This is a genomic window from Streptococcus ruminicola (assembly GCF_011387195.1).
Lineage (GTDB): Bacteria > Bacillota > Bacilli > Lactobacillales > Streptococcaceae > Streptococcus > Streptococcus ruminicola.
Map to the genome: position 1 here is coordinate 1102180 of NZ_CP046919.1, position 26366 is coordinate 1128545.

Below are 26366 nucleotides of genomic sequence, written 5' to 3' on the forward strand. Positions count from 1 at the left end.
TATAACACTATAGCATAAAAATGCTTAACGAGAAAGTTATTGGCTTAGTTAGTGATCTTCAAGTCGATGAGTTGTGCCATATCTTTGATATAATAGTTAGGGCGACGTTTTTCAATAATGCCTAAATCGATAAATTCATGAATCACACGAAGTAAATGACGGTAGCTAACGCTGAATGAATCAGCAAGGCTAGTCAATTCTAACTTGAAGACGCCTTTGTCTTCAATCGCCAAGATGTGAGTGGCTAGACGTTCTTTAAGTGTGTAATTCAAATTCGTAGAAGCACGGATATTTTGCTCATAAAGTGATTGAGCGAGTCCTCTACTAAGATTTAGAAGCAAATCATTATCAGCTAATAATTCCTCGCGAATCCCAGTTAAAGGGAGTTGGATGACTAATGTATCCTCAAGAGCGACAACTGAAGACACGATTGGCTGATCAGTTAATAATTCAATATCTCCGATAAGCGTAGGTTTTTCTTTGATATCTAAAATATGCTCTTTTCCGTTAAATAAGCGACGAACAATTTTTAATTTTCCTTTTGCAAAATAAGAGAGTGCTGTCAAAGCTTCTCCTTGGTGACAAATGGCATCTCCAGCAACTAATTCGCGGACTTGCAATTTATCAAAATAATGTCTCGGAAAGATTTTTTCAAGCTGATAGTCTTGGATATACTTTTCTAAAGACACACAGACCTCCTTTGTTATGACAAAAGTCATATTTTTATGCGCTAACTTTGATTATACTGGAAATGGAGAAAAAAACAAGTAAGGAGTTTCTATGAAAACATTTTTGGAGAAATTTAGTCTCCTATCTCTATCTTTGATGCTGGTTTCGACGTTATCTCCGTCGACAGCATTACCCCAAATGATTACAACATTTCATCAGCAAGGATACGCTGCTAGTCAGGTGGAATTTCTATTTTCACTATCATCTTTTGCGATTCTTGCCATGTTGTTACTAAATCCAATTATCGAACGTCTAATCTCTGAACGTCTCAGTATCATCTTAGGTCTTCTTTTGATTGCCTTTGGTGGTAGTATGCCAGTCGTTTTTCAGACATATTCATTAGTTTTTGTATCACGTATTTTGCTTGGTATCGGGATTGGTTTGATCAATTCTCGTGCCATCAGTATTATCAGTGAGACTTATGCTGGACGTGAGCAAGCACAGATGCTCGGTCTTCGTGGTTCTTTTGAAATTATTGGTAATGCCTTGTTGACCATGATTGTTGGTTTCATTGTTGTTCTTGGCTGGTCATGGACATTTAGTGTTTACTTATTTGCTTTGCCAATTCTTGCTGTTTACCTCATTTTTGCACCAAAACCTAAGGTTGAAGTAGAAGAACTACAACAAGATGAGACTCGTGCTAAATTTAGAAAAGAAGATATCTTGTATATCGTCGGACTATCTTTATTGGCAGGTTTTGTTATTAACATCAATAGTGCGAACAGCCTTCGAATCCCAGTTATTGTTGACCAATTGCATCTTGGAAGTCCTCGTCAAGCCAGCTTAATCTTGAGTGGCATGATGCTTATGGGAATTCTTTCAGGAATTTGTTTTGAAGGTTTGCTTGGACGCTTTAGCAAAAACTTGATTACCATTTCAATGATTCCATTTGCTCTTGGACTATTTATGGTAGGTTTTGCTAACAATCTTTGGGTGATGCTAATCGGTGCAATGCTATCAGGCTTCTGGTACAGTATTGTGGTTACCTGCGTCTTTAGTGATGTTTCAACTAACGTTTCACCGCAATTAATCGGAAATGCGACTACGCTTATCTTGATTTTCTGTAATCTTGGTGGGGCAAGCGCAGCAATTGTTTTGAACCTCTTCTCAAAATTTAGCCCACAACCAGGCTTTGCCTTTATCATTTACGCTGTTATCAGCTTGGTTATTTGCCTAGGTTTGATTATTAAAACACGCTTTTTAACAAAAAAATAGCATAAAAATCTAGTTATCCGCATAAAAACTGGACTTATCACACTTTATCAAGGTCAAAACCACTCAATTTACTACTAATTTACTACTTATGAATGAGCTTTGATACGACGATTTATCCTTGAAAAGTGAAGATATAAAGATACTTCCAATAAAATTTGAATATTTAATAGGTAGACACTTCAAAAAATGAGGTGTCTATTTTTTTACCCGATTTTGAAAGGAAGTGAACTTATGAAAACAAAAAATCAAGAATCAAAAGGTCGTTCCCCACTCTTTAAGACCATCAAACATTCATTCAGCCAATAAAAAAGAAAGGATAGGTAAAAATATGGAACTTAAATTTGTGATTCCCAACATGGAAAAAACATTCGGCAATTTAGAATTTGCTGGCGAGGATAAAGTCGTTCAGCGAAGAATCAACGGACGGCTAACTGTCTTATCAAGAAGCTATAATCTCTATTCTGATGTTCAAAGAGCAGATGATATTGTGGTGGTGCTTCCTGCTGAAGCTGGCGAAAAACATTTCGGCTTTGAGGAACGTGTGAAGTTAGTCAATCCACGTATTACCGCAGAGGGCTACAAAATCGGCACTCGTGGTTTTACAAATTACCTTTTACATGCTGACGACATGATAAAAGAATAAAGAAAGAGAGGAAAAATGATGAGATTAGCAAATGGCATTGTATTAGATAAAGACACGACTTTTGGAGAATTGAAATTCTCTGCTCTACGTCGTGAAGTGAGAATCCAAAATGAAGACGGGTCGGTTTCAGATGAAATCAAGGAACGTACCTATGACTTAAAATCCAAAGGACAAGGACGCATGATTCAAGTAAGTATTCCTGCCAGCGTGCCTTTGAAAGAGTTTGATTATAACGCACGGGTGGAACTTATCAATCCCATTGCGGACACCGTTGCTACTGCCACCTATCAAGGAGCAGATGTTGACTGGTATATCAAGGCAGACGATATTGTGCTGACAAAGGATTCTAGTTCATTCAAAGCTCAACCACAAGCAAAGAAAGAACCGACACAAGACAAATAGTCGCTAGGTAGAAAGGAGACTTTTTCGCATGAAACAGCGTGGTAAAAGGATTCGCCCATCTGGTAAAGATTTAGTCTTTCATTTTACGATAGCGTCACTCCTGCCTGTTTTCCTGCTGGTTGTCGGACTGTTTCATGTGAAGACAATCCAGCAGATCAACTGGCAGGATTTTAACCTATCACAAGCAGATAAGATTGACATTCCCTATTTAATTATCAGTTTCAGTGTCGCAATTCTTATCTGCTTGCTGGTAGCGTTTGTATTCAAACGGGTTCGCTATGATACGGTTAAACAACTTTACCACCGTCAAAAACTGGCAAAGATGATACTTGAAAACAAGTGGTATGAATCTGAACAGGTCAAAACAGAGGGTTTCTTTAAAGATAGTGCTGGTCGTACAAAGGAAAAGATAACCTACTTCCCTAAAATGTATTATCGACTTAAAAATGGCTTGATACAGATACGGGTGGAAATCACGCTGGGAAAATATCAAGACCAACTCTTACACTTGGAAAAGAAATTAGAGAGTGGCTTGTACTGTGAGCTGACGGATAAAGAGTTAAAGGATTCCTATGTGGAATATACTTTGCTCTATGACACCATAGCCAGTCGTATTTCTATTGATGAAGTAGAAGCTAAAGATGGTAAACTTCGCTTAATGAAAAACGTATGGTGGGAATATGATAAGCTCCCTCATATGTTGATTGCTGGTGGTACAGGTGGCGGTAAAACTTACTTTATACTGACACTGATTGAAGCCTTGCTTCATACAGATTCAAAACTGTATATTCTTGACCCGAAAAATGCTGATCTTGCGGACTTAGGTTCTGTGATGGCAAATGTCTACTATAGAAAAGAAGACTTGCTTTCTTGCATTGAAACATTCTATGAAGAAATGATGAAACGTAGTGAGGAAATGAAGCAGATGAAGAACTATAAGACTGGCAAAAATTATGCTTACTTAGGTCTCCCGGCACACTTCTTAATCTTTGATGAATACGTCGCTTTCATGGAAATGCTGGGAACAAAAGAAAACACCGCAGTTATGAATAAGCTGAAACAGATTGTCATGTTAGGTCGTCAAGCTGGCTTCTTTCTAATACTGGCTTGTCAACGTCCAGACGTAAAATATTTAGGCGACGGAATCCGTGATCAGTTTAATTTCAGAGTGGCTTTAGGTCGTATGTCTGAAATGGGCTATGGCATGATGTTTGGCAGTGACGTACAAAAGGATTTCTTCTTAAAGCGAATCAAAGGTCGTGGCTATGTTGATGTAGGAACAAGTGTCATATCAGAGTTTTATACTCCCCTTGTACCAAAAGGATATGATTTCTTGGAGGAAATTAAAAAGTTATCCAACAGCAGACAGTCCACGCAGGCGACGTGCGAAGCGGAAGTCGCAGGTGTGGACTGATCTTGCTGGCTGGTGTGGCAATAGCCACGCCAGCACTTAACCCCCCGTATCTAACAGGGGGGGTACAAATCGACAGGAAACAGTCAAAAAAACATTAGAAAATCCTTTGGTTACAAGGGATTTACAAAATTTCAGCGTATGTCAAATGGGCTTTAAAAGTTGACATACGCCTTTTTGATTGGAGGGATTTTTACTGAATGAACAAACTTGGTTACAGCATTTAAAAGAAAAACGCTTGGCTTATGGACTATCTCAAAACCGTTTAGCTGTTGCGACTGGTATTACAAGGCAGTATCTAAGCGATATTGAAACAGGAAAAGTCAAGCCATCAGAGGATTTACAGCAGTCCCTTTGGGAAGCTCTGGAACGCTTCAATCCCGACGCTCCCCTTGAAATGCTGTTTGATTATGTAAGAATTCGCTTTCCGACAACAGACGTACAGCAGGTGGTCGAAAACATCTTACAACTGAAACTGTCCTATTTTCTTCATGAGGACTATGGTTTCTATTCTTATTCAGAGCATTATGCTTTAGGCGACATATTCGTCCTTTGCTCCCATGAACTGGACAAAGGAGTTCTGGTGGAATTGAAAGGTCGTGGGTGCAGACAATTTGAAAGCTATCTTCTGGCACAACAAAGAAGCTGGTATGAGTTCTTTATGGACGTTTTGGTGGCTGGCGGTGTGATGAAACGCCTTGACCTTGCCATTAACGATAAGACAGGGATTTTAAATATCCCTGTACTCACTGAAAAGTGCCAACAGGAAGAATGTATCTCCGTCTTCCGCAGTTTTAAAAGCTATCGCAGTGGCGAACTGGTACGCAAAGAGGAAAAGGAATGTATGGGAAACACCCTCTATATCGGTTCATTACAAAGTGAAGTTTATTTCTGTATCTATGAAAAGGACTACGAGCAGTACAAGAAAAATGATATTCCCATTGAAGACGCAGAAGTAAAAAACCGTTTTGAGATTCGATTGAAAAATGAGCGTGCCTATTATGCAGTCCGTGATTTACTCGTCTATGACAATCCAGAGCATACCGCCTTTAAAATTATCAATCGGTATATCCGTTTTGTAGATAAAGACGATTCCAAACCTCGTTCTGATTGGAAACTGAATGAAGAATGGGCTTGGTTTATTGGGAACAATCGTGAACGATTAAAACTAACCACAAAACCAGAGCCTTACTCCTTCCAAAGGACGCTGAACTGGCTATCTCATCAAGTTGCCCCGACCTTAAAGGTTGCGATTAAACTTGATGAAATCAACCAGACGCAGGTTGTAAAAGACATTCTCGACCATGCGAAACTGACAGACCGACACAAGCAGATTTTGAAGCAACAGTCAGTAAAAGAACAGGACGTGATAACAACAAAAAAATAACTCAAATACAAATTCATTGAATATAGAGAGGAGAACATTTTTATGAATTTTGGACAAAACCTTTATAACTGGTTTCTATCAAACGCTCAATCACTGGTGCTTTTAGCAATCGTTGTGATTGGCTTGTATCTTGGCTTCAAGCGTGAGTTTAGCAAACTGATTGGCTTTTTAATTATTGCGATTATTGCGGTTGGCTTAGTCTTCAACGCTGCTGGAGTAAAAGACATTTTACTAGAGCTATTCAATCGCATTATTGGTGCTTAAATAAAACCGTTCTTTTGTGGAATATAAGTGGTTTTCTTATGTTCCGCAAAGGAATGGTACACCAAACGAAGTGCGGTAGGGATTTTTGAATCTCTACAAAGAAAGGACGTGAATATATGGACGATATGCAAGTCTATATTGCGAATTTAGGCAAATACAATGAGGGCGAATTGGTCGGTGCGTGGTTTACCTTTCCCATTGACTTTGAGGAAGTCAAAGAGAAAATCGGCTTGAATGATGAATATGAGGAATACGCCATTCATGACTACGAGTTACCCTTTACGGTTGACGAATACACTTCCATTGGCGAACTCAATCGACTATGGGAAATGGTATCGGAATTACCCGAAGAATTACAATCGGAGCTATCTGCTCTGCTCACTCATTTTTCAAGCATTGAAGAACTAAGCGAACATCAAGAGGATATTATCATTCATTCCGATTGTGATGATATGTATGACGTGGCACGCTACTACATTGAAGAAACGGGTGCTTTAGGCGAAGTACCAGCTAGTCTTCAAAACTATATTGATTATCAAGCCTATGGTCGGGATTTAGACCTTTCAGGAACGTTTATCTCAACCAATCATGGGATTTTTGAAATCGTCTATTAAATCTGTCGGTACATTACTACTGGCAGATTTTCTATTTTACGGGGTGGCTCAATCAGCTACCCCTATTTTTTATGAAAGGATTGATTACATGAAGAAAATACGAAGCTATACCAGTATCTGGTCTGTGGAAAAGGTACTGTATTCTATCAATGATTTTAGACTTCCGTTTCCCATAACCTTTACGCAAATGACATGGTTTGTCGTGTCACTCTTTGCAGTGATGATACTTGGCAACTTGCCCCCTCTTTCCATGATAGAGGGAGCATTTCTCAAATACTTTGGGATTCCTGTGGCTTTCACATGGTTTATGTCTACAAAAACTTTTGATGGTAAAAAGCCTTATGGATTTTTGAAGTCTGTCATTGCTTATGCACTGCGACCAAAGCTGACCTATGCAGGAAAAAAAGTAACGCTTGGCAGAAACCAGCCACAAGAAGCCATTACAGCAGTTAGGAGTGAATTTTATGGCATATCCAATTAAATACATTGAAAACAATCTCGTCTGGAATAAAGACGGGGAATGTTATGCTTACTATGAGCTTGTTCCTTACAATTACTCATTTCTAAGTCCAGAACAGAAAATACAAGTGCATGATTCTTTCAGACAGCTTATCGCACAAAATCGTGATGGCAAAATTCATGCTTTACAAATCAGTACAGAATCCAGCATACGTTCTGCACAAGAGCGTTCCAAAAATGAAGTCACTGGCAAGCTCAAAGCGGTTGCCTATGACAAAATCGACCAACAGACAGACGCTTTAATATCCATGATTGGCGAAAATCAAGTGAACTACCGTTTCTTTATCGGCTTTAAGTTGCTTCTCAACGATCAGGAGTTTTCTATGAAAAGTCTTACCGTTGAAGCAAAAAATGCTTTGTCTGATTTTGTCTATGATGTGAACCATAAGCTGATGGGCGATTTTGTTAGTATGAGTAATGATGAAATCCTGCGTTTTCAGAAGATGGAAAAGCTCTTAGAAAATAAAATCTCTCGTCGTTTCAAAATCCGCAGGTTAGATAAGGACGACTTCGGCTATCTGATTGAACACCTTTACGGACAGACAGGCACTGCCTATGAAGAGTATGAGTACCATCTATCAAAGAAAAAGCTGGATAATGAAACGCTGATTAAATACTATGACTTGATTAAGCCTACTCGCTGTTTGGTGGAAGAAAAACAGCGATATTTGAAAATCCAGCAGGAAGATGAAACCGTCTATGTAGCTTACTTTACCATTAACAGCATTGTCGGAGAACTGGACTTCCCGTCCTCTGAAATCTTCTACTACCAGCAACAGCAATTTACATTCCCGATTGATACGTCAATGAATGTGGAAATTGTAGCGAATCGTAAAGCCCTATCTACTGTCCGCAATAAAAAGAAAGAACTGAAAGACTTGGATAACCACGCTTGGCAAAGTGATAATGAAACCAGCTCCAATGTGGCGGAAGCTCTGGAAAGTGTGAATGAGCTGGAAACCAATTTAGACCAAAGCAAGGAATCTATGTACAAGCTGTCTTATGTGGTAAGGGTATCAGCAAATGATCTTGACGAACTCAAACGTCGTTGTAATGAAGTGAAAGATTTTTATGACGATTTAAGCGTAAAACTGGTACGACCATTTGGGGATATGCTCGGCTTACATGAAGAATTTTTACCTGCCAGCAAGCGTTATATGAATGATTATATTCAATACGTGACCTCTGATTTCCTCGCTGGTTTAGGTTTTGGTGCTACTCAAATGCTGGGGGAAAATGAGGGGATTTATGTTGGCTACAGCTTAGATACTGGACGCAATGTCTATCTGAAACCTGCTCTTGCCAGTCAAGGGGTTAAGGGTTCAGTAACCAATGCGTTAGCGTCGGCTTTTGTTGGTTCGCTGGGTGGTGGTAAATCCTTTGCGAATAACCTTATCGTCTATTATGCGGTGCTTTATGGGGCACAAGCAGTGATTGTAGACCCAAAAGCAGAACGTGGCAGATGGAAAGAAACCTTGCCAGAGATTTCCCATGAAATCAATATCGTCACTCTGACTTCTGATGAGAAAAACAAAGGCTTACTTGACCCTTATGTGATTATGAAAAATCCCAAAGATTCTGAATCACTGGCTATTGATATTCTGACATTCCTTACGGGGATTTCCTCTCGTGATGGGGAACGCTTCCCAATCCTTAGAAAAGCCATTCGTGCAGTAACCAATAGTGAAGTACGAGGGTTGATGAAAGTGATTGAGGAATTACGGGTTGAGAATACGCCACTAAGTACCAGTATAGCCGACCATATCGAAAGTTTTACAGACTATGACTTTGCACATTTATTATTCAGTAATGGTTATGTGGAGCAGTCTATCAGCTTAGAAAAACAACTGAACATTATACAGGTTGCGGACTTGGTACTTCCCGACAAGGAAACTTCCTTTGAGGAATATACCACTATGGAGCTTTTATCCGTTGCTATGCTGATTGTCATTAGTACCTTTGCTTTAGACTTTATCCATACAGACCGAAGCATTTTCAAGATTGTAGATTTAGACGAAGCATGGAGCTTTTTACAGGTAGCACAAGGAAAAACACTATCTATGAAGCTGGTTCGGGCTGGTCGTGCTATGAACGCTGGGGTATATTTCGTGACCCAAAATACAGACGACCTCTTAGATGAAAAACTGAAAAATAACCTCGGCTTAAAATTTGCATTTCGTTCCACTGACCTTAACGAGATTAAAAAGACCTTAGCCTTTTTTGGTGTAGACCCAGAGGACGAAAACAATCAGAAGCGATTGCGTGATTTGGAAAACGGGCAATGCCTTATCAGTGATTTATATGGTCGTGTCGGTGTGATACAGTTCCACCCTGTATTTGAAGAACTGCTCCATGCCTTTGATACCAGACCACCTGTGCGAAAAGAGGTGTAAATGTGAAACCATCAATAGTAAACAGAATAAAATCAAACTGGACGCTGAAACGTCTAGGTAAAGTGGCAATGACAGTGGCTTTCACACTTGTGATTGCCATTTTTCTTTTAGCCATGCTGGGAACGGTGGTTCAAGCTGCGGGCTTGGTAGATGATACGGTCAATGTGGCAAATGAATACAGCCGATACCCACTTGAAAACTATCAACTGGATTTTTATGTGGATAATAGCTGGGGCTGGCTTCCGTGGAACTGGTCGGACGGGATTGGAAAACAGGTCATGTATGGACTGTATGCCATTACCAATTTTATTTGGACAATCAGTTTGTATGTTTCCAATGCGACAGGTTACTTAGTACAGGAAGCCTATTCCTTAGACTTCATTTCCGCTACAGCAGATTCCATTGGTAAGAATATGCAGACCTTAGCTGGTGTGAGTGCAAACGGATTTTCAACAGAGGGTTTCTATGTTGGATTCCTCTTACTCTTGATTTTGGTTCTTGGGGTTTATGTTGCCTATACGGGACTGATAAAGAGAGAAACCACAAAGGCAATTCATGCCATTATGAATTTTGTGCTGGTGTTTATCCTATCGGCTTCCTTTATTGCCTACGCTCCCGACTACATTAAAAAAATCAATGACTTTTCATCAGACATCAGTAATGCCAGTTTATCACTTGGCACGAAGATTGTCATGCCCCATTCCGATAGTCAAGGCAAGGACAGCGTGGACTTAATCAGAGATAGCCTGTTTTCCATACAGGTTCAGCAACCGTGGCTACTGCTTCAATACAACAGTTCAGACATTGAAAGTATCGGTATTGACCGTGTGGAAAGCCTGCTCTCCACCAGCCCAGATTCCAACAATGGCGAAGACAGAGAAAAAATTGTTGCGGAAGAAATTGAAGACAGAAGCAATACCAATCTAACCATTACAAAGACCATTAACCGTTTAGGTACAGTCTTCTTCCTATTTGTCTTCAATATTGGGATTTCCATATTTGTATTCCTATTAACAGGAATCATGATTTTCTCGCAGGTACTTTTTATCATCTATGCTATGTTTCTGCCTGTGAGCTTTATTTTAAGCATGATTCCATCATTTGATGGTATGTCAAAACGAGCCATAACAAAGCTCTTTAATACCATTTTGACACGAGCTGGAATCACATTGATTATTACGACAGCATTTAGTATTTCAACCATGCTCTATACCTTATCGGCTGGTTATCCGTTCTTTTTGATTGCTTTTCTACAGATTGTGACCTTTGCAGGAATCTACTTCAAGCTGGGCGATTTAATGAGTATGTTTTCTCTACAGAGTAACGATTCTCAAAGTGTGGGAAGTCGTGTGATGAGAAAACCTCGTATGCTTATGCACGCTCACATGCACCGTCTACAGCGGAAACTTGGACGTTCCATGACTACTCTAGGGGCTGGGTCTGCCATTGTTACAGGTAAAAAAGGACAGTCGGGTTCGGGGAGTTCTGCAAGGACACAAGCAGATCACTCCCGACCAGACGGAAAGGAAAAATCAACACTTGGAAAACGTATCGGTCAAACCATCGGTACAGTAGCTGATACCAAAGACAGAATGGTAGACACTGCTAGTGGTTTGAAAGAACAGGTTAAAGATTTGCCGACCAATGCAAGATATGCAGTATATCAAGGAAAATCCAAAGTAAAAGAGAATGTCCGTGATTTAACCAGTAGTATTTCTCAAACCAAAGCGGACAGAGCCAGTGGACGCAAGGAACAGCAGGAACAAAGGCGAAAAACCATTGCGAAGCGTCGCTCTGAAATGGAACAGGTCAAACAGAAAAAACAGCCTGCTTCTTCTGTTCATGAAAGACCGACTACAAGACAAGAACAATATCATGATGAACAGACCTCAAAACAGTCTAATATTCAGACTTCATATAAGGAATCTCAACAAGCCAAACAAGAGCGTCCAGCAGTTAAGTCCGATTTTTCAAGTCCAAAAGTGGAACGCCAAGGCAATACCGTTCAAGAAAAAACCGTTCAAAAGCCAGCAACTTCAACCACTACAGCAGATAGAACTTCACAACGTCCAATCACAAAAGAACGTCCGTCTACTGTTCAAAGAGTACCACTACAAAATACAAGAAGTAGACCACCAATCAAAACCGCCACCATTAAGAAAGTCGGTAAGAAACCATGAAGTTGAAAACTTTAGTGATTGGTGGTTCTGGATTATTCTTGATGGTCTTCTCACTGCTTCTGTTTGTTGCCATTTTATTTTCAGATGAACAGGACAGCGGAATTTCCAATATTCATTATGGAGGTGTGAATGTTTCCGCAGAAGTGCTGGCTCATAAGCCTATGGTAGAAAAATATGCCAAAGAATATGGCGTTGAAGAATATGTCAACATACTTCTTGCGATTATACAGGTGGAATCGGGCGGTACTGCGGAAGATGTTATGCAGTCCTCGGAATCCCTCGGTCTTCCACCTAATTCATTGAGTACAGAAGAATCCATTAAGCAAGGTGTGAAGTATTTCAGTGAATTATTAGCCAGTAGCGAAAGGCTCAGTGTAGATTTAGAATCGGTTATCCAGTCCTACAATTATGGTGGTGGTTTCTTAGGGTATGTGGCTAATCGTGGAAATAAATATACCTTTGAACTGGCTCAAAGTTTCTCAAAAGAGTATTCAGGTGGCGAAAAAGTGTCTTACCCCAATCCCATAGCCATACCTATCAATGGGGGCTGGCGATACAACTATGGCAATATGTTTTATGTGCAACTGGTAACGCAGTATCTTGTCACAACAGAGTTTGATGATGATACGGTACAAGCCATCATGGACGAAGCACTGAAATATGAGGGCTGGCGATACGTTTACGGTGGAGCTTCCCCGACTACTTCTTTTGATTGTAGCGGACTGACACAATGGACGTATGGAAAAGCTGGAATTAACTTACCACGAACCGCACAACAGCAATATGATGTGACCCAGCATATCCCACTATCGGAAGCACAAGCTGGCGATTTGGTTTTCTTTCATTCTACCTATAACGCTGGCTCTTATATTACTCATGTTGGGATATACCTTGGCAATAACCGTATGTTTCATGCAGGCGACCCAATCGGTTATGCCGACTTAACAAGCCCCTACTGGCAACAGCATTTAGTGGGAGCAGGACGAATCAAACAATGAGAAAGGAAGATTTAATGATGAAATTTAGAAAAAATCAGAATAAAGAAAAACAGATACCAAAGGAAAAGAAACCTCGTGTCTATAAGGTCAATCCTCATAAAAAGGTTGTGATTGCCTTGTGGGTACTTTTAGGGCTTAGTTTCAGCTTTGCGATATTCAAGCACTTTACAGCTATAGATACTCATACTATTCACGAAACAACTATCATAGAAAAGGAATACGTTGATACTCATCATGTAGAAAATTTTGTAGAGAACTTTGCGAAAGTCTACTATTCATGGGAGCAATCCGATAAGTCCATTGATAATCGAATGGAAAGTCTAAAAGGCTATCTGACAGATGAACTTCAAGCTCTCAATGTTGATACAGTACGCAAAGATATTCCTGTATCGTCTTCTGTAAGAGGATTTCAGATATGGACGGTAGAGCCAACTGGCGACAATGAGTTTAATGTAACCTACAGTGTAGACCAGCTCATTACAGAGGGAGAAAATACAAAGACCGTCCACTCTGCTTATATAGTGAGTGTCTATGTAGATGGTTCTGGAAATATGGTACTGGTTAAGAATCCGACCATTACCAACATACCTAAGAAATCAAGTTATAAACCAAAAGCCATTGAAAGTGAGGGGACGGTTGATTCCATTACAACCAATGAAATCAATGAGTTTTTAACGACGTTCTTCAAGCTCTATCCTACAGCGACAGCCAGTGAACTTTCCTACTATGTGAATGACGGGATATTAAAACCAATCGGAAAAGAGTACATCTTTCAAGAACTGGTAAATCCTATTCACAATCGTAAGGATAATCAAGTCACGGTATCGCTGACAGTGGAGTATATCGACCAGCAGACCAAAGCAACGCAGGTATCTCAATTTGATTTGGTACTTGAAAAGAACGGGAGTAATTGGAAGATTGTAAAATAACAAATATTGGTACATGATTACAGATACTTTGTAATCATGTACTCTTTTTGATAAAAAATTGGAGATTCCTTTACAAATATGCTCTTACGTGCTATTATTTAAGTGACTATTTAAAAGGAGTTAATAAATATGCGGCAAGGTATTCTTAAATAAACTGTCAATTTGATAGCGGGAACAAATAATTAGATGTCCTTTTTTAGGAGGGCTTAGTTTTTTGTACCCAGTTTAAGAATACCTTTATCATGTGATTCTAAAGTATCCAGAGAATATCTGTATGCTTTGTATACCTATGGTTATGCATAAAAATCCCAGTGATAAAAGTATTTATCACTGGGATTTTTATGCCCTTTTGGGTTTTTGAATGGAGGAAAATCACATGAAAATTATTAATATTGGAGTTTTAGCTCATGTTGATGCAGGAAAAACTACCTTAACAGAAAGCTTATTATATAACAGTGGAGCGATTACAGAATTAGGAAGCGTGGACAAAGGTACAACGAGGACGGATAATACGCTTTTAGAACGTCAGAGAGGAATTACAATTCAGACAGGAATAACCTCTTTTCAGTGGGAAAATACGAAGGTGAACATCATAGACACGCCAGGACATATGGATTTCTTAGCAGAAGTATATCGTTCATTATCAGTTTTAGATGGGGCAATTCTACTGATTTCTGCAAAAGATGGCGTACAAGCACAAACTCGTATATTATTTCATGCACTTAGGAAAATGGGGATTCCCACAATCTTTTTTATCAATAAGATTGACCAAAATGGAATTGATTTATCAACGGTTTATCAGGATATTAAAGAGAAACTTTCTGCCGAAATTGTAATCAAACAGAAGGTAGAACTGTATCCTAATATGTGTGTGACGAACTTTACCGAATCTGAACAATGGGATACGGTAATAGAGGGAAACGATGACCTTTTAGAGAAATATATGTCCGGTAAATCATTAGAAGCATTGGAACTCGAACAAGAGGAAAGCATAAGATTTCAGAATTGTTCCCTGTTCCCTGTTTATCACGGAAGTGCAAAAAACAATATAGGGATTGATAACCTTATAGAAGTGATTACGAATAAATTTTATTCATCAACACATCGAGGTCAGTCTGAACTTTGCGGAAATGTTTTCAAAATTGAATATACAAAAAAAAGACAACGTCTTGCATATATACGCCTTTATAGTGGAGTACTACATTTACGAGATTCGGTTAGAGTATCAGAAAAAGAAAAAATAAAAGTTACAGAAATGTATACTTCAATAAATGGTGAATTATGTAAAATCGATAAGGCTTATTCCGGGGAAATTGTTATTTTGCAAAATGAGTTTTTGAAGCTAAATAGTGTTCTTGGAGATACAAAGCTATTGCCACAGAGAGAGAGAATTGAAAATCCGCTCCCTCTGCTGCAAACAACTGTTGAACCGAGCAAACCTCAACAAAGGGAAATGTTACTTGATGCACTTTTAGAAATCTCCGACTGTGACCCGCTTCTACAATATTATGTGGATTCTACGACACATGAAATCATACTTTCTTTCTTAGGGAAAGTACAAATGGAAGTGACTTGTGCTCTATTGCAAGAAAAGTATCATGTGGAGGTAAAAATAAAAAAGCCTACAGTCATTTATATGGAAAGACCGTTAAAAAAAGCAGAGTATACCATTCACATCGAAGAGCCACCGAATCCCTTCTGGGCTTCCATTGGTCTTTCTGTAGCACCGCTTCCATTAGGGAGCGGAGTACAGTATGAGAGCTCGGTTTCTCTTGGATACTTAAATCAATCGTTTCAAAATGCAGTTATGGAAGGGATACGATATGGCTGTGAACAAGGATTGTATGGTTGGAATGTGACGGACTGTAAAATCTGTTTTAAGTATGGCTTATACTATAGCCCTGTTAGTACCCCAGCAGATTTTCGGATGCTTGCTCCTATTGTATTGGAACAAGTTTTAAAAAAAGCTGGAACAGAATTGTTAGAGCCATATCTTAGTTTTAAAATTTATGCACCACAAGAATATCTTTCACGAGCATATAGCGATGCTCCTAAATATTGTGCGAACATCGTAGACACTCAATTGAAAAATAATGAGGTCATTCTTAGTGGAGAAATCCCTGCTCGGTGTATTCAAGAATATCGTAGTGATTTAACTTTCTTTACAAATGGACGTAGTGTTTGTTTAACAGAGTTAAAAGGGTACCATGTTACTACCGGTGAACCTGTTTGCCAGCCCCGTCGTCCAAATAGTCGGATAGATAAAGTACGATATATGTTCAATAAAATAACTTAGTGTATTTTATGTTGTTATATAAATATGGTTTCTTGTTAAATAAGATGAAATATTTTTTAATAAAGATTTGAATTAAAGTGTAAAGGAGGAGATAGTTATTATAAACTACAAGTGGATATTGTGTCCTGTATGTGGAAATAAAACACGATTAAAGATAAGGGAAGATACTGAATTAAAAAAATTCCCCCTCTATTGTCCGAAATGCAGACAAGAAAATTTAATTGAAATAAAGCAGTTCAAAGTAACTGTGATTACAGAGCCAGACGCAAAGACGCAGAGCCGATAAAATGAGATTAATACAATCTCATTTTATCGGCTCTTTCCGTTATGTATGGATTCTTTTAATTAGTCTTCGATGTTTCTTGCTTCGTTGATACCGCTGGCTAAAGATTCCATTAAGGATAGTTCTTTGTCTGTAAAGCTATCCATGTATTTCTCTATCTGTAATCGTCGGGTGCTTTTTACCAAGTTATTAGCAGGTAAGAAAAATTCATCAACGGAAACATGAAGTAACGATACAAGGTCATAAAGAACTTGTATGCTGGGGTGTTGCCCTTTATTTTCAATATTAGTTAAGTACCGTGGGTCAATTTCAATCAATGCTCCCACTTGTTCACGAGTTAAACCTCGTTTCAATCGAGCTTCTTTAATGGCTAAACCAAAGGCTCTAAAATCATATTTATCTTCTTTTTTACGCATAGTAGACCACCTCTATACATTTTATTGTTCCTACTGAATTAAAAACAGGTATAGAAAAACGTGTTATATGGTTTATAGGTTTATATTTAATAAAAAGCACTACTAAACGCCAATAAAAAAAACCGTTATATGGTAGTGCTATTTACGCTGTTAAAATATTGTATATTACTTCCAAATGGCGGTTTGTTGGAGGTCAACGTCGCCATGAAGTACATCATATACAATAAATTTCCTTACATTGGGTTCTTGTCAAAAAAAGTCGTCTATCTGCAATAGATAAGTACGTCCACCAATGTGGTTTTATAAATCATATAGATAGAATAACAGAAGCATGTAAACAGAGAAATAAATCTGTTTATATGCTTTTTTGGCTATTCAGAACTTTTTTACAAAGTTTATTTATCAGTAATGCAACAAATCCCCCTTTCACATTGGGACTAAGAGTGAAAGGAGATAAACGAGCAAGGCTCACTTCCTTTCCTAGACAGAAAGGGGGTGAGAAACATGAAACCATCTTCTTTTCAGACCACAATAGAAAATCAGTTTGACTATATCTGTAAACGTGCTATGGAAGACGAGCGAAAGAATTATATGCTTTATCTTTCAAGGATTGCAAAGCGTGAGGTGTCCTTTTCGGATGTTGGCGATTATCTTGTTAGCCAGTTTGCGACAACAGATAACTATTCAACTGACTTTCAGATTTTTACACTCAATGGGTTATCAGTAGGCGTTGAAAATGATTTGTTGAGTGAAGCATTACGTGAGTTGCCAGACAAGAAACGTGAAATTCTACTGCTGTTTTACTTTATGGACATGAGCGATTCAGAAATTGCAGACCTGTTGAAATTGAACCGTTCTACTGTCTATCGGCATAGAACCAGTGGACTAGCCTTAATTAAAAAGTTTATGGAGGAATTTGAAGAATGAAAACACAATATCCTATGATTCCCTTTCCTCTCATTGTAAAGGCAACAGATGGCGATACCGAAGCGATTAACCAGATTCTACATCATTACAGAGGGTACATAACGAAGCGTTCCCTACGACTTATGAAAGATGAATATGGCAATCAAAGTATGGTCGTTGATGAAGTCTTACGTGGAAGAATGGAAACCAGACTGATTACAAAGATTTTGTCATTTGAAATTAAGTAATATCCTCTCTCCTTTCGTGGAAGCGTGCTAAACCATTCCACGCTTCCCGAACAGGGAGGTTTGTTATTCCACCAAAGCATATTGAGCTTTCAATGTGTTTTGATAGGCTAACGAGCCATTGTTCTTTGAAAACTGAATAAAAGTAATCGAATACGTTTCGATAAGAAAAGAGCCAACGGAACTAACCGCCATGACCTATCTTATAAAGATAGCGAGCGATTCATGTTAGTGATCCGAGAAGCAATCTTTAGCAGGATTGCCTGCAACGACATTCTTATCGTGATAATGATACTCCCATACAGTCAATAGTCCGAGCGTGATAAAACCGTCGCAGGCAATGAGTATGGCTACATGAGAACCATGCAGGGGTGGAACTCCCGTGAGCTTTGCTAAAGCTGTTCGATTGCTGGTAAAACAACTTTTATGAAATCCAAATAAGTGATTTGGAAAGGAGGATTTTATGAAGCAGACTGACATTCCTATTTGGGAACGTTATACCCTAACCATTGAAGAAGCGTCAAAATATTTTCGTATTGGCGAAAACAAGCTACGACGCTTGGCAGAGGAAAATAAAAATGCAAATTGGCTGATTATGAATGGCAATCGTATTCAGATTAAACGAAAACAATTTGAAAAAATTATAGATACATTGGACGCAATCTAGCGTCGCCAAAGGGTCTTGTATATGATAAAATAGTATTAAGTCGTATCAAGGCTCTTTCCATAAAGGAAAGGAGCAAATGCCATGTCAGAAAAAAGACGTGACAATAAAGGTCGAATCTTAAAGACTGGAGAGAGCCAACGAAAAGACGGAAGATACTTATACAAATATATAGATTCATTTGGAGAACCGCAATTTGTTTACTCGTGGAAACTTGTGGCTACAGACCGAGTACCAGCAGGAAAGCGTGATTGTATCTCACTTAGAGAGAAAATCGCAGAGTTACAGAAAGACATTCATGATGGTATTGATGTTGTAGGAAAGAAAATGACACTCTGCCAGCTTTACGCAAAACAGAACGCTCAAAGACCAAAGGTTAGAAAAAACACTGAAACTGGACGCAAATATCTTATGGATATTTTGAAGAAAGACAAGTTAGGTGTAAGAAGTATTGACAGTATTAAGCCATCAGACGCTAAAGAATGGGCTATTAGAATGAGTGAAAATGGTTATGCTTATCAAACCATCAATAACTACAAACGTTCTTTAAAGGCTTCATTCTATATTGCTATACAAGATGATTGTGTTCGGAAGAATCCATTTGACTTTCAACTGAAAGCAGTTCTTGATGATGATACTGTCCCTAAGACCGTACTAACAGAAGAACAGGAAGAAAAACTGTTAGCCTTTGCAAAAGCTGATAAAACCTACAGCAAAAATTATGATGAAATTCTGATACTCTTAAAAACAGGTCTTCGTATTTCAGAGTTTGGTGGTTTGACACTTCCAGATTTAGATTTTGAGAATCGTCTTGTCAATATAGACCATCAGCTATTGAGAGATACTGAAATTGGGTACTACATTGAAACACCAAAGACCAAAAGTGGCGAACGTCAAGTTCCTATGGTTGAAGAAGCCTATCAAGCATTTAAGCGAGTGTTAGCGAATCGAAAGAATGATAAGCGTGTTGAGATTGATGGATATAGTGATTTCCTCTTTCTTAATAGAAAGAACTATCCAAAAGTGGCAAGTGATTACAACGGCATGATGAAAGGTCTTGTTAAGAAATACAATAAGTATAACGAGGATAAATTGCCACACATCACTCCACATAGTTTGCGACATACATTCTGTACCAACTATGCAAATGCAGGAATGAATCCAAAGGCATTACAGTACATTATGGGACATGCTAATATAGCCATGACGCTGAACTATTACGCACATGCAACATTCGATTCTGCAATGGCAGAAATGAAACGCTTGAATAAAGAGAAGCAACAGGAGCGTCTTGTTGCTTAGTAGTACAAATGAATTTACTACTTATTTACCACTTCTGACAGCTAAGACATGAGGAAATATGCAAAGAAACGTGAAGTATCTTCCTACAGTAAAAATACTCGAAAGCACATAGAATAAGGCTTTACGAGCATTTAAGAAAATATAAAAAGATAATTAGAAATTTATACTTTGTTTACATTAAAAATAATTTGTGTTAAAGTCTAGTTAAATTAAGGGAAAACCTTTGACAAAAGCAGAAGTAATCTGCTACAATAAGGACTGTCGTAAGACAAGTAACTTCTTCTTGGTCGTAGGATCCGCCAAAAACCTACCACTCGGATGAAGCAATATAAAGGAGAAAAATTATGGCAATCTCAAAAGAGAAAAAAAATGAAATCATCGCTCAATACGCACGTCACGAAGGTGACACAGGTTCAGTTGAAGTTCAAGTAGCTGTTCTTACTTGGGAAATCAACCACCTTAACGAACACATTAAACAACACAAAAAAGACCACGCTACTTACCGTGGATTGATGAAAAAAATCGGTCACCGTCGTAACTTGTTGGCATACCTTCGCCGCACAGACGTTAACCGTTACCGCGAATTGATCGCATCACTTGGTCTTCGTCGTTAATCTGACGTTCGGTCGAGCAAAAGCTTCTTGGGTTTTCCAGGGAGCTTTTTTTGTACATTCAGCTACTTATTTTGAAAGATATTGAAGGATAGATTTTTAATGAAAATGAGTTTTTGTTGAAGATGAAAATGTCAAAAGTGGCAAAAGTATTAGTGTAAAAGGAAAATAGGGGTATATAAATGTATCCCCTTACATTGGCTTTACAATAAAAATGAAAAAGCTTACAAAAAATACTTGACCTTTTTTTGAAAAAGGGTTAATATGGTTGGTGAAGAATATCACAATGATATGATGATTAAAGAATTTAACTGTTGATTTTGTGTAGTTTATATAGTGAAGAGAACCTCAAGTAATAACGTTGAGTTTTGAAATTCCAGACTATACGGTCTTGTTTTTATTTTAGTATCAATCATTAATATAGTTCTTCTCAAAAAATGAGGCACTTATTTTTAAGGGTACTTATAAGGAGGTTTTCTTAATGGCTAAAGCAACAAATGCAGATGTAAAGAATAACGAGTTGAGCGCAGAAGAATTGGCTCAACAGTACACTGGAGCTCTTGTCGAAAAAGCTCTTGAAGCTGAACGTGTTTATGCAACTTATTCACAAGAACAAGTTGATAACATTGTCGCAGCGATGGCTCTTGCAGGTTCAGAAGCTTCACTTGAATTAGCAAAAGAAGCTCATGCAGAAACTGGTCGTGGTGTCGTTGAGGATAAGGATATTAAGAACCACTTCGCTACTGAGTACGTTTATGAACGTATCAAAAATGAAAAAACAGTAGGTATCATTGGGGAAGATAAGGTTTCAGGAAGTATCCAAATCGCAGCACCTCTTGGTGTTTTGGCTGGTATTGTTCCAACAACAAACCCAACTTCAACAACAATGTTCAAGATTTTGGTAGCTCTTAAAACACGTAATGCGATTGTCTTTGCCTTCCACCCACAAGCGCAAAACTGTTCAGCACATGCCGCACAAATTCTTTATGATGCCGCAGTGAAAGCTGGTGCTCCAGAAAACATTGTTCAATGGATTGAAACACCATCTCTTGCAAACACATCAGCATTGATTCAAAATCCGAAAATTGCTTCTATCTTGGCAACTGGTGGACCTGGTATGGTAAATGCCGCTCTTAAATCAGGTAATCCATCAATGGGTGTTGGTGCTGGTAACGGTGCTATCTACGTTGATGCAACTGCCCATGTTGATCGTGCTGTAGAAGACTTGTTGTTATCAAAACGTTTTGATAACGGTATGATTTGTGCCACAGAAAACTCTGCAGTTGTTGAAGCACCAATCTATGATGAATGGCTTCAAAAAATGCAAGACAAAGGTGCTTACCTTGTGCCTAAGAAGGACTATAAAAAAATCGAAGACTTTGTCTTCAATGATCGCCATGGTGTTAATGGACCAGTGGCTGGTATGCCAGCGACTTGGATTTGTGAACAAGCTGGCGTGAAATTACCAGAAGGAAAAGATGTTCTCTTGTTTGAACTTGACAAGAAAAACATTGGTGAAAAACTTTCTTCTGAAAAACTTTCTCCACTCCTTTCAGTTTACAAAGCTAAAGATCGTAGCGAAGGTGTTGAAATTGTCGAAGCACTTCTTGACTACCAAGGTGCAGGACACAATGCTGGTATCCAAATTGGCTCTCAAGCAGATCCATTTGTTGCTGAATATGGCGACGCTGTGAAAGCATCACGTGTCTTGGTTAACCAACCAGATTCAGTCGGAGGTATTGGTGATGTCTACACAGATGCACTTAAAGCTAGCTTAACACTTGGAACAGGATCATGGGGGAAAAATTCATTGTCACACAATCTTTCAACTGGCGATCTCTTAAATGTTAAGACAGTTGCCAAACGTCGCAACCGTCCTCAATGGATTCGCCTACCAGAAAAAACTTACTACGAAAAAAATGCCATTTCTTACTTGCAAGATGAATACGAACCAATGCAACGCGCTTTGATTGTTGCAGACCCAGGTATGGTTCAATTTGGTTTTGTTGATACTGTTCTTGCTCAATTGGCATTGCGTGATGAAAAAGTTGCGACATCAATTTACGGCACTATCAAACCAGACCCAACACTTGGTCAAACAATTGAAATCGCAAAACAAATGCGTGATTTCAAACCGGATACAGTTATTGCAGTCGGTGGTGGTTCAGCACTTGATGCGGCTAAAATTGCACGTTACATCTATGAATACTCACTTGATCAAGAAGCTGATTTCCTTGACAGCTATGAGAACGTCAGCGAACTCTTCTTACGTTTGCAACAAAAATTCATTGATATTCGTAAACGTATCGTGAAATTCAAACACCAAACAGCAACTCGTCTCTTCTGTATTCCAACTACATCTGGTACAGGTTCAGAAGTTACACCATACGCTGTTATCACTGATGATCACACTCACGTTAAATATCCTTTGACTGACTATGAATTGACTCCACAAGTTGCTATTGTGGACCCAGAATTTGTTATGACAGTGCCAAAACGTACCGTTGCTCTTTCTGGTTTGGATACTTTGTCACATGCCCTTGAAGCTTATGTTTCAGTTATGGCATCTGATTTGACTCGCCCATGGTCACTTGAAGCTATCAAGTTGGTTATCGAAAACTTGGAAGATTCATATAACTATGATCCAAAACACCCAACACTTCGTGGTGAACAAGCGCGTGAAAATATGCACTACGCAGCAACACTTGCTGGTATGGCCTTCTCAAATGCCTTTCTAGGTATTAACCACTCAATCGCACACAAAACTGGTGGTGAATTTGGTCTTCCACATGGTCTAGCTATCTCAATCGCTATGCAACACGTTATTCGTTACAACGGTGTGGCTGGAAATGTAAAACGTTCAGTCTTCCCACGTTACGAAGAATATCGTGCACAACGTGACTACGCTGATATTGCCCGTAGCCTTGGTCTTAAAGGTAAAGATGATGCAGCATTGGTTGAAGCACTTTGCGAACGTATTGATGCTTTGATGAAAGCCGTTGATGTTGACCCTCGTCTTTCTGCAAATGGTGTGACAAAAGAAGCTTTTGATGCAGCTGTTGATAAATTGGCATCACTTGCTTACGATGATCAATGTACACCTGCTAACCCACGTCAACCTTACATTGCTGAGTTGAAACAATTATTGATTGACATGTTCTAATACCTCTTCTTAACAATTGTATTAGTTGACATTTTTAAGCCTCCCTTTGGGAGGCTTTTGTGGTAGAATGAAGGTGTTAATAAAAACGGTTAATCAGGGATTTTTGTAAGACCTGTCTAGAGATATTGCATTAAAGGAGACTGTTATGATTGGATCATTAATTGTTGGGGCTTTGATTGGGATAATTGCAGGAGCTATCACTAAAAAAGGTGAGTCAATGGGCTGCATTTATAATATTTTTGCTGGACTTGTGGGCTCATTTGTTGGTCAAAGTTTGTTTGGTTATTGGGGACCTAGTCTTGCTGGCATGGCGATTTTACCATCTGTTCTTGGCGCTATTATTGTCATTGCAGTGGTGGATTTATTTTTCGGATAATCCATTGCTAAATAGCTATAAAGAGAAGCAGTTACTGTTTAGTAGCTGCTTTTTAATGATTCTTAAAAAACTGTGCTATAAGCTCTGCTATTTCCTATAAAATGTGATAAAATAATGGAGATACGTGGTTTTATGCAAAGACGAGTTTATAAGCCTTTTACAGACTGGTTTTTGTAGAAAACAGACGTATCAAAATAAAATGTTAGAGGAATAAAAATGTCAAAACAAACTTTTGAAACGACTTTTGCAGGTCGTCCACTTGTTGTTGAAATTGGTCAAGTTGCTAAACAAGCTAATGGCGCTGCAGTGATTCGTTACGGTGAATCAACTGTTCTTAGTGCAGCTGTCATGTCTAAAAAAATGTCAACTGGTGACTTCTTCCCACTTCAAGTAAACTACGAAGAAAAAATGTACGCTGCTGGGAAATTTCCAGGTGGTTTCAACAAACGTGAAGGTCGTCCGACAACTGATGCGACATTGACAGCACGTTTGATTGACCGTCCAATTCGTCCAATGTTTGCAGAAGGTTTCCGTAATGAAGTTCAAGTGATTAACACTGTTCTTTCTTATGACGAAGATGCTAGTGCACCAATGGCAGCTATGTTTGGTAGCTCACTTGCTTTGTCTATTTCAGACATTCCATTTAACGGACCTATCGCTGGTGTTCAAGTGGCTTATATCGATGGTGAATTTATCATCAATCCATCAGCTGAACAAAAAGAAGCATCTCTTCTTGAATTGACTGTTGCCGGTACAAAAGAAGCCATCAACATGGTTGAATCTGGTGCTAAAGAATTGTCAGAAGACATCATGCTTGAAGCTCTTCTTAAAGGACATGAAGCTGTTCAAGAATTGATTGCCTTCCAAGAAGAAATCGTTGCAGCTGTTGGTAAAGAAAAAGCAGAAGTTGAATTGCTACAAGTTGACCCAGAATTGCAAGCTGAAATCATTGCAGCCTACAATGCTGACCTTCAAAAAGCTGTTCAAGTCGAAGAGAAAAAAGCGCGTGAAGCAGCGACAGAAGCTGTCAAAGAAGAAGTAACTGCTGTTTACGAAGAACGCTACGCAGACGATGAAAATTATGAAACAATCATGCGTGACGTGGCTGAAATTCTTGAACAAATGGAACATGCCGAAGTTCGTCGCTTGATTACAGAAGATAAAATCCGTCCTGATGGTCGTCGTGTTGACGAAATCCGTCCATTGGATGCTGAGATTGATTATCTTCCAAAAGTTCACGGTTCAGGTCTCTTCACACGTGGACAAACTCAAGCCTTGTCAGTTTTGACACTTGCTCCAATGGGTGAAACTCAAATCGTTGATGGACTTGGTGCTGAGTACAAGAAACGTTTCTTGCACCACTACAATTTCCCACAATTCTCTGTTGGTGAAACAGGACGTTATGGTGCGCCTGGTCGTCGTGAAATTGGTCACGGTGCTCTTGGTGAACGTGCTCTTGCGCAAGTTCTTCCAAGCCTTGAAGAATTCCCATATGCTATCCGTCTTGTAGCTGAAGTTTTGGAATCAAATGGTTCATCTTCACAAGCATCAATCTGTGCAGGTACTCTTGCCCTTATGGCTGGTGGTGTTCCAATTAAAGCACCAGTAGCTGGTATCGCCATGGGATTGATTTCAGATGGTAGCAACTACACAATCTTGACAGATATTCAAGGTCTCGAAGATCACTTTGGTGATATGGACTTTAAAGTTGCAGGTACTCGTGAAGGTATTACAGCACTTCAAATGGATATCAAGATTGAAGGTATTACACCGCAAATCTTGAAAGAAGCTCTAGCCCAAGCTAAGAAAGCTCGTTTTGAAATCCTTGATTTGATTGAAGCAACTATCCCAGCACCTCGTACTCACTTGGCACCAACAGCACCAAAAATTGATACAATCAAGATTGATGTTGATAAAATCAAAGTGGTTATTGGTAAAGGTGGTGAAACCATCGATAAAATTATCGAAGAAACTGGTGTTAAAATCGATATCGACGAAGAAGGAAATGTATCTATCTACTCATCTGACCAAGCTGCTATCGACCGTGCCAAAGAAATTATTGCTGGTTTAGTTCGTGAAGCTAAAGTTGGTGAAGTTTACCACGCTAAAGTTGTTCGTATTGAAAAATTCGGTGCTTTTGTTAACCTCTTTGATAAGACAGATGCCCTTGTTCACATTTCAGAAATTGCATGGACACGTACAGCTAACGTTTCTGACGTTCTTGAAGTTGGTGACGAAGTTGATGTTAAAGTTATCAAAGTAGATGACAAAGGACGTGTTGATGCGTCAATGAAAGCTCTTCTTCCACGTCCACCAAGAGCTGAAAAACATGAAAAAGAACACAAAGGTCACTCACCATTTGGCGGACACTTGCGTGATCACAAAGAAAAACACGATAAAATCGACTAAACACTTTTTGG

The 26366-nt window shown here is 38.9% G+C and carries 24 protein-coding genes and 1 pseudogene; 23 read left to right on the forward strand and 2 right to left on the reverse strand.

Annotated features, from left to right (window positions below):
• Positions 1-44: 44 nt before the first annotated feature.
• Positions 45-719, reverse strand: a complete 675-nt coding sequence (locus GPZ88_RS05705) for a cyclic nucleotide-binding domain-containing protein (protein ID WP_052071136.1) — start codon at positions 717-719, stop codon at positions 45-47.
• Positions 720-780: 61 nt separating this feature from the next.
• Here GPZ88_RS05705 and GPZ88_RS05710 point away from each other — a divergent pair, with 61 nt between their 5' ends.
• The 15 genes and pseudogenes from GPZ88_RS05710 to GPZ88_RS05785 all read left to right on the forward strand — a co-directional run bounded on the left by GPZ88_RS05710 (position 781) and on the right by GPZ88_RS05785 (position 16266).
• On the forward strand, positions 781-1944 hold the full coding sequence (locus GPZ88_RS05710; protein WP_158914814.1) for an MFS transporter: 1164 nt from the start codon (positions 781-783) through the stop codon (positions 1942-1944).
• A 328-nt stretch (positions 1945-2272) separates the two neighbouring features.
• On the forward strand, positions 2273-2587 hold the full coding sequence (locus GPZ88_RS05715) for a YdcP family protein (protein WP_000420682.1): 315 nt from the start codon (positions 2273-2275) through the stop codon (positions 2585-2587).
• A 15-nt stretch (positions 2588-2602) separates the two neighbouring features.
• Positions 2603-2989 (forward strand): YdcP family protein, encoded by a 387-nt coding sequence (locus tag GPZ88_RS05720; protein ID WP_000985015.1) that lies wholly within the window; start codon positions 2603-2605, stop codon positions 2987-2989.
• A 28-nt stretch (positions 2990-3017) separates the two neighbouring features.
• Positions 3018-4403, forward strand: coding sequence for an FtsK/SpoIIIE domain-containing protein (locus tag GPZ88_RS05725; protein WP_166043687.1), 1386 nt, complete (start codon positions 3018-3020; stop codon positions 4401-4403).
• Positions 4404-4581: 178 nt separating this feature from the next.
• Positions 4582-5787: a MobT family relaxase gene (gene mobT / locus GPZ88_RS05735; protein ID WP_000398284.1), complete on the forward strand. Its 1206-nt coding sequence runs from the start codon at positions 4582-4584 to the stop codon at positions 5785-5787.
• A gap of 42 nt (positions 5788-5829) precedes the next feature.
• Positions 5830-6051 (forward strand): hypothetical protein, encoded by a 222-nt coding sequence (locus GPZ88_RS05740; protein ID WP_001009056.1) that lies wholly within the window; start codon positions 5830-5832, stop codon positions 6049-6051.
• Between the two features lie 116 nt (positions 6052-6167).
• Positions 6168-6665 carry an antirestriction protein ArdA gene (locus GPZ88_RS05745; RefSeq protein ID WP_000342539.1) on the forward strand — a complete coding sequence of 166 codons (498 nt, stop codon included), beginning with the start codon at positions 6168-6170 and terminating at the stop codon, positions 6663-6665.
• Between the two features lie 88 nt (positions 6666-6753).
• Entirely contained in the window at positions 6754-7146 is a 393-nt protein-coding gene (locus GPZ88_RS05750) for a conjugal transfer protein (RefSeq protein ID WP_000723888.1), read from the forward strand.
• On the forward strand, positions 7130-9577 hold the full coding sequence (gene tcpF / locus GPZ88_RS05755) for a conjugal transfer ATPase TcpF (protein ID WP_000331160.1): 2448 nt from the start codon (positions 7130-7132) through the stop codon (positions 9575-9577). Before GPZ88_RS05750 ends, tcpF begins: the two co-directional genes overlap by 17 nt.
• 2 nt (positions 9578-9579) lie before the next feature.
• On the forward strand, positions 9580-11757 hold the full coding sequence (locus tag GPZ88_RS05760) for a CD3337/EF1877 family mobilome membrane protein (RefSeq protein ID WP_000804748.1): 2178 nt from the start codon (positions 9580-9582) through the stop codon (positions 11755-11757).
• Complete coding sequence (locus GPZ88_RS05765; RefSeq protein WP_000769868.1) at positions 11754-12755, forward strand: bifunctional lytic transglycosylase/C40 family peptidase; 1002 nt, start codon at positions 11754-11756, stop codon at positions 12753-12755. The genes GPZ88_RS05760 and GPZ88_RS05765 overlap by 4 nt, the downstream gene beginning before the upstream one ends.
• Positions 12752-13684 carry a conjugal transfer protein gene (locus GPZ88_RS05770; protein ID WP_001224319.1) on the forward strand — a complete coding sequence of 311 codons (933 nt, stop codon included), beginning with the start codon at positions 12752-12754 and terminating at the stop codon, positions 13682-13684. The genes GPZ88_RS05765 and GPZ88_RS05770 overlap by 4 nt, the downstream gene beginning before the upstream one ends.
• Positions 13685-13997: 313 nt before the next feature.
• Positions 13998-14045: pseudogene (locus tag GPZ88_RS10445) on the forward strand (hypothetical protein); the annotation flags it as partial.
• 15 nt (positions 14046-14060) lie between these two features.
• Complete coding sequence (gene tet(M), locus GPZ88_RS05780) at positions 14061-15980, forward strand: tetracycline resistance ribosomal protection protein Tet(M) (RefSeq protein ID WP_166043689.1); 1920 nt, start codon at positions 14061-14063, stop codon at positions 15978-15980.
• A 118-nt stretch (positions 15981-16098) separates the two neighbouring features.
• Positions 16099-16266 carry a cysteine-rich KTR domain-containing protein gene (locus GPZ88_RS05785; protein WP_000336323.1) on the forward strand — a complete coding sequence of 56 codons (168 nt, stop codon included), beginning with the start codon at positions 16099-16101 and terminating at the stop codon, positions 16264-16266.
• A gap of 59 nt (positions 16267-16325) precedes the next feature.
• Here the strand turns inward: GPZ88_RS05785 and GPZ88_RS05790 are convergent, their stop codons facing one another.
• The gene (locus tag GPZ88_RS05790) at positions 16326-16679 is read right to left on the reverse strand and encodes a helix-turn-helix transcriptional regulator (protein ID WP_001227347.1); all 354 of its coding nucleotides are present in this window, start codon (positions 16677-16679) and stop codon (positions 16326-16328) included.
• A 504-nt stretch (positions 16680-17183) separates the two neighbouring features.
• Between GPZ88_RS05790 and GPZ88_RS05795 the strand changes: the two genes are divergently transcribed.
• From GPZ88_RS05795 to pnp, 8 genes are all read left to right on the forward strand, one after another.
• Positions 17184-17606, forward strand: a complete 423-nt coding sequence (locus tag GPZ88_RS05795) for a sigma-70 family RNA polymerase sigma factor (protein ID WP_000804885.1) — start codon at positions 17184-17186, stop codon at positions 17604-17606.
• Positions 17603-17833: a helix-turn-helix domain-containing protein gene (locus tag GPZ88_RS05800; protein WP_000857133.1), complete on the forward strand. Its 231-nt coding sequence runs from the start codon at positions 17603-17605 to the stop codon at positions 17831-17833. The genes GPZ88_RS05795 and GPZ88_RS05800 overlap by 4 nt, the downstream gene beginning before the upstream one ends.
• Before the next feature lie 460 nt (positions 17834-18293).
• Positions 18294-18497: an excisionase gene (locus tag GPZ88_RS05805; protein ID WP_000814511.1), complete on the forward strand. Its 204-nt coding sequence runs from the start codon at positions 18294-18296 to the stop codon at positions 18495-18497.
• A gap of 81 nt (positions 18498-18578) precedes the next feature.
• Positions 18579-19796 (forward strand): tyrosine-type recombinase/integrase, encoded by a 1218-nt coding sequence (locus GPZ88_RS05810; RefSeq protein ID WP_001291561.1) that lies wholly within the window; start codon positions 18579-18581, stop codon positions 19794-19796.
• A gap of 344 nt (positions 19797-20140) precedes the next feature.
• Positions 20141-20410, forward strand: coding sequence for a 30S ribosomal protein S15 (gene rpsO, locus GPZ88_RS05815; protein WP_003063161.1), 270 nt, complete (start codon positions 20141-20143; stop codon positions 20408-20410).
• A gap of 478 nt (positions 20411-20888) precedes the next feature.
• Positions 20889-23570 carry a bifunctional acetaldehyde-CoA/alcohol dehydrogenase gene (adhE, locus tag GPZ88_RS05820; protein WP_158913148.1) on the forward strand — a complete coding sequence of 894 codons (2682 nt, stop codon included), beginning with the start codon at positions 20889-20891 and terminating at the stop codon, positions 23568-23570.
• A 145-nt stretch (positions 23571-23715) separates the two neighbouring features.
• On the forward strand, positions 23716-23946 hold the full coding sequence (locus GPZ88_RS05825; RefSeq protein WP_006531339.1) for a GlsB/YeaQ/YmgE family stress response membrane protein: 231 nt from the start codon (positions 23716-23718) through the stop codon (positions 23944-23946).
• A 216-nt stretch (positions 23947-24162) separates the two neighbouring features.
• Positions 24163-26355 (forward strand): polyribonucleotide nucleotidyltransferase, encoded by a 2193-nt coding sequence (pnp, locus tag GPZ88_RS05830; protein ID WP_074870191.1) that lies wholly within the window; start codon positions 24163-24165, stop codon positions 26353-26355.
• Positions 26356-26366 lie beyond the last annotated feature (11 nt).

Bases quoted from the DNA above. Each gene is read 5' to 3' on its own strand.
- GPZ88_RS05705 (WP_052071136.1), bottom strand. From the start codon at position 719: ATGACTTTTGTCATAACAAAGGAGGTCTGTGTGTCTTTAGAAAAGTAT.
- GPZ88_RS05710 (WP_158914814.1), top strand. From the start codon at position 781: ATGAAAACATTTTTGGAGAAATTTAGTCTCCTATCTCTATCTTTGATG.
- GPZ88_RS05715 (WP_000420682.1), top strand. From the start codon at position 2,273: ATGGAACTTAAATTTGTGATTCCCAACATGGAAAAAACATTCGGCAAT.
- GPZ88_RS05720 (WP_000985015.1), top strand. From the start codon at position 2,603: ATGATGAGATTAGCAAATGGCATTGTATTAGATAAAGACACGACTTTT.
- GPZ88_RS05725 (WP_166043687.1), top strand. From the start codon at position 3,018: ATGAAACAGCGTGGTAAAAGGATTCGCCCATCTGGTAAAGATTTAGTC.
- GPZ88_RS05740 (WP_001009056.1), top strand. From the start codon at position 5,830: ATGAATTTTGGACAAAACCTTTATAACTGGTTTCTATCAAACGCTCAA.
- GPZ88_RS05745 (WP_000342539.1), top strand. From the start codon at position 6,168: ATGGACGATATGCAAGTCTATATTGCGAATTTAGGCAAATACAATGAG.
- GPZ88_RS05750 (WP_000723888.1), top strand. From the start codon at position 6,754: ATGAAGAAAATACGAAGCTATACCAGTATCTGGTCTGTGGAAAAGGTA.
- tcpF (WP_000331160.1), top strand. From the start codon at position 7,130: ATGGCATATCCAATTAAATACATTGAAAACAATCTCGTCTGGAATAAA.
- GPZ88_RS05765 (WP_000769868.1), top strand. From the start codon at position 11,754: ATGAAGTTGAAAACTTTAGTGATTGGTGGTTCTGGATTATTCTTGATG.
- GPZ88_RS05770 (WP_001224319.1), top strand. From the start codon at position 12,752: ATGAGAAAGGAAGATTTAATGATGAAATTTAGAAAAAATCAGAATAAA.
- GPZ88_RS05790 (WP_001227347.1), bottom strand. From the start codon at position 16,679: ATGCGTAAAAAAGAAGATAAATATGATTTTAGAGCCTTTGGTTTAGCC.
- GPZ88_RS05795 (WP_000804885.1), top strand. From the start codon at position 17,184: ATGAAACCATCTTCTTTTCAGACCACAATAGAAAATCAGTTTGACTAT.
- GPZ88_RS05800 (WP_000857133.1), top strand. From the start codon at position 17,603: ATGAAAACACAATATCCTATGATTCCCTTTCCTCTCATTGTAAAGGCA.
- GPZ88_RS05805 (WP_000814511.1), top strand. From the start codon at position 18,294: ATGAAGCAGACTGACATTCCTATTTGGGAACGTTATACCCTAACCATT.
- GPZ88_RS05810 (WP_001291561.1), top strand. From the start codon at position 18,579: ATGTCAGAAAAAAGACGTGACAATAAAGGTCGAATCTTAAAGACTGGA.
- rpsO (WP_003063161.1), top strand. From the start codon at position 20,141: ATGGCAATCTCAAAAGAGAAAAAAAATGAAATCATCGCTCAATACGCA.
- adhE (WP_158913148.1), top strand. From the start codon at position 20,889: ATGGCTAAAGCAACAAATGCAGATGTAAAGAATAACGAGTTGAGCGCA.
- GPZ88_RS05825 (WP_006531339.1), top strand. From the start codon at position 23,716: ATGATTGGATCATTAATTGTTGGGGCTTTGATTGGGATAATTGCAGGA.
- pnp (WP_074870191.1), top strand. From the start codon at position 24,163: ATGTCAAAACAAACTTTTGAAACGACTTTTGCAGGTCGTCCACTTGTT.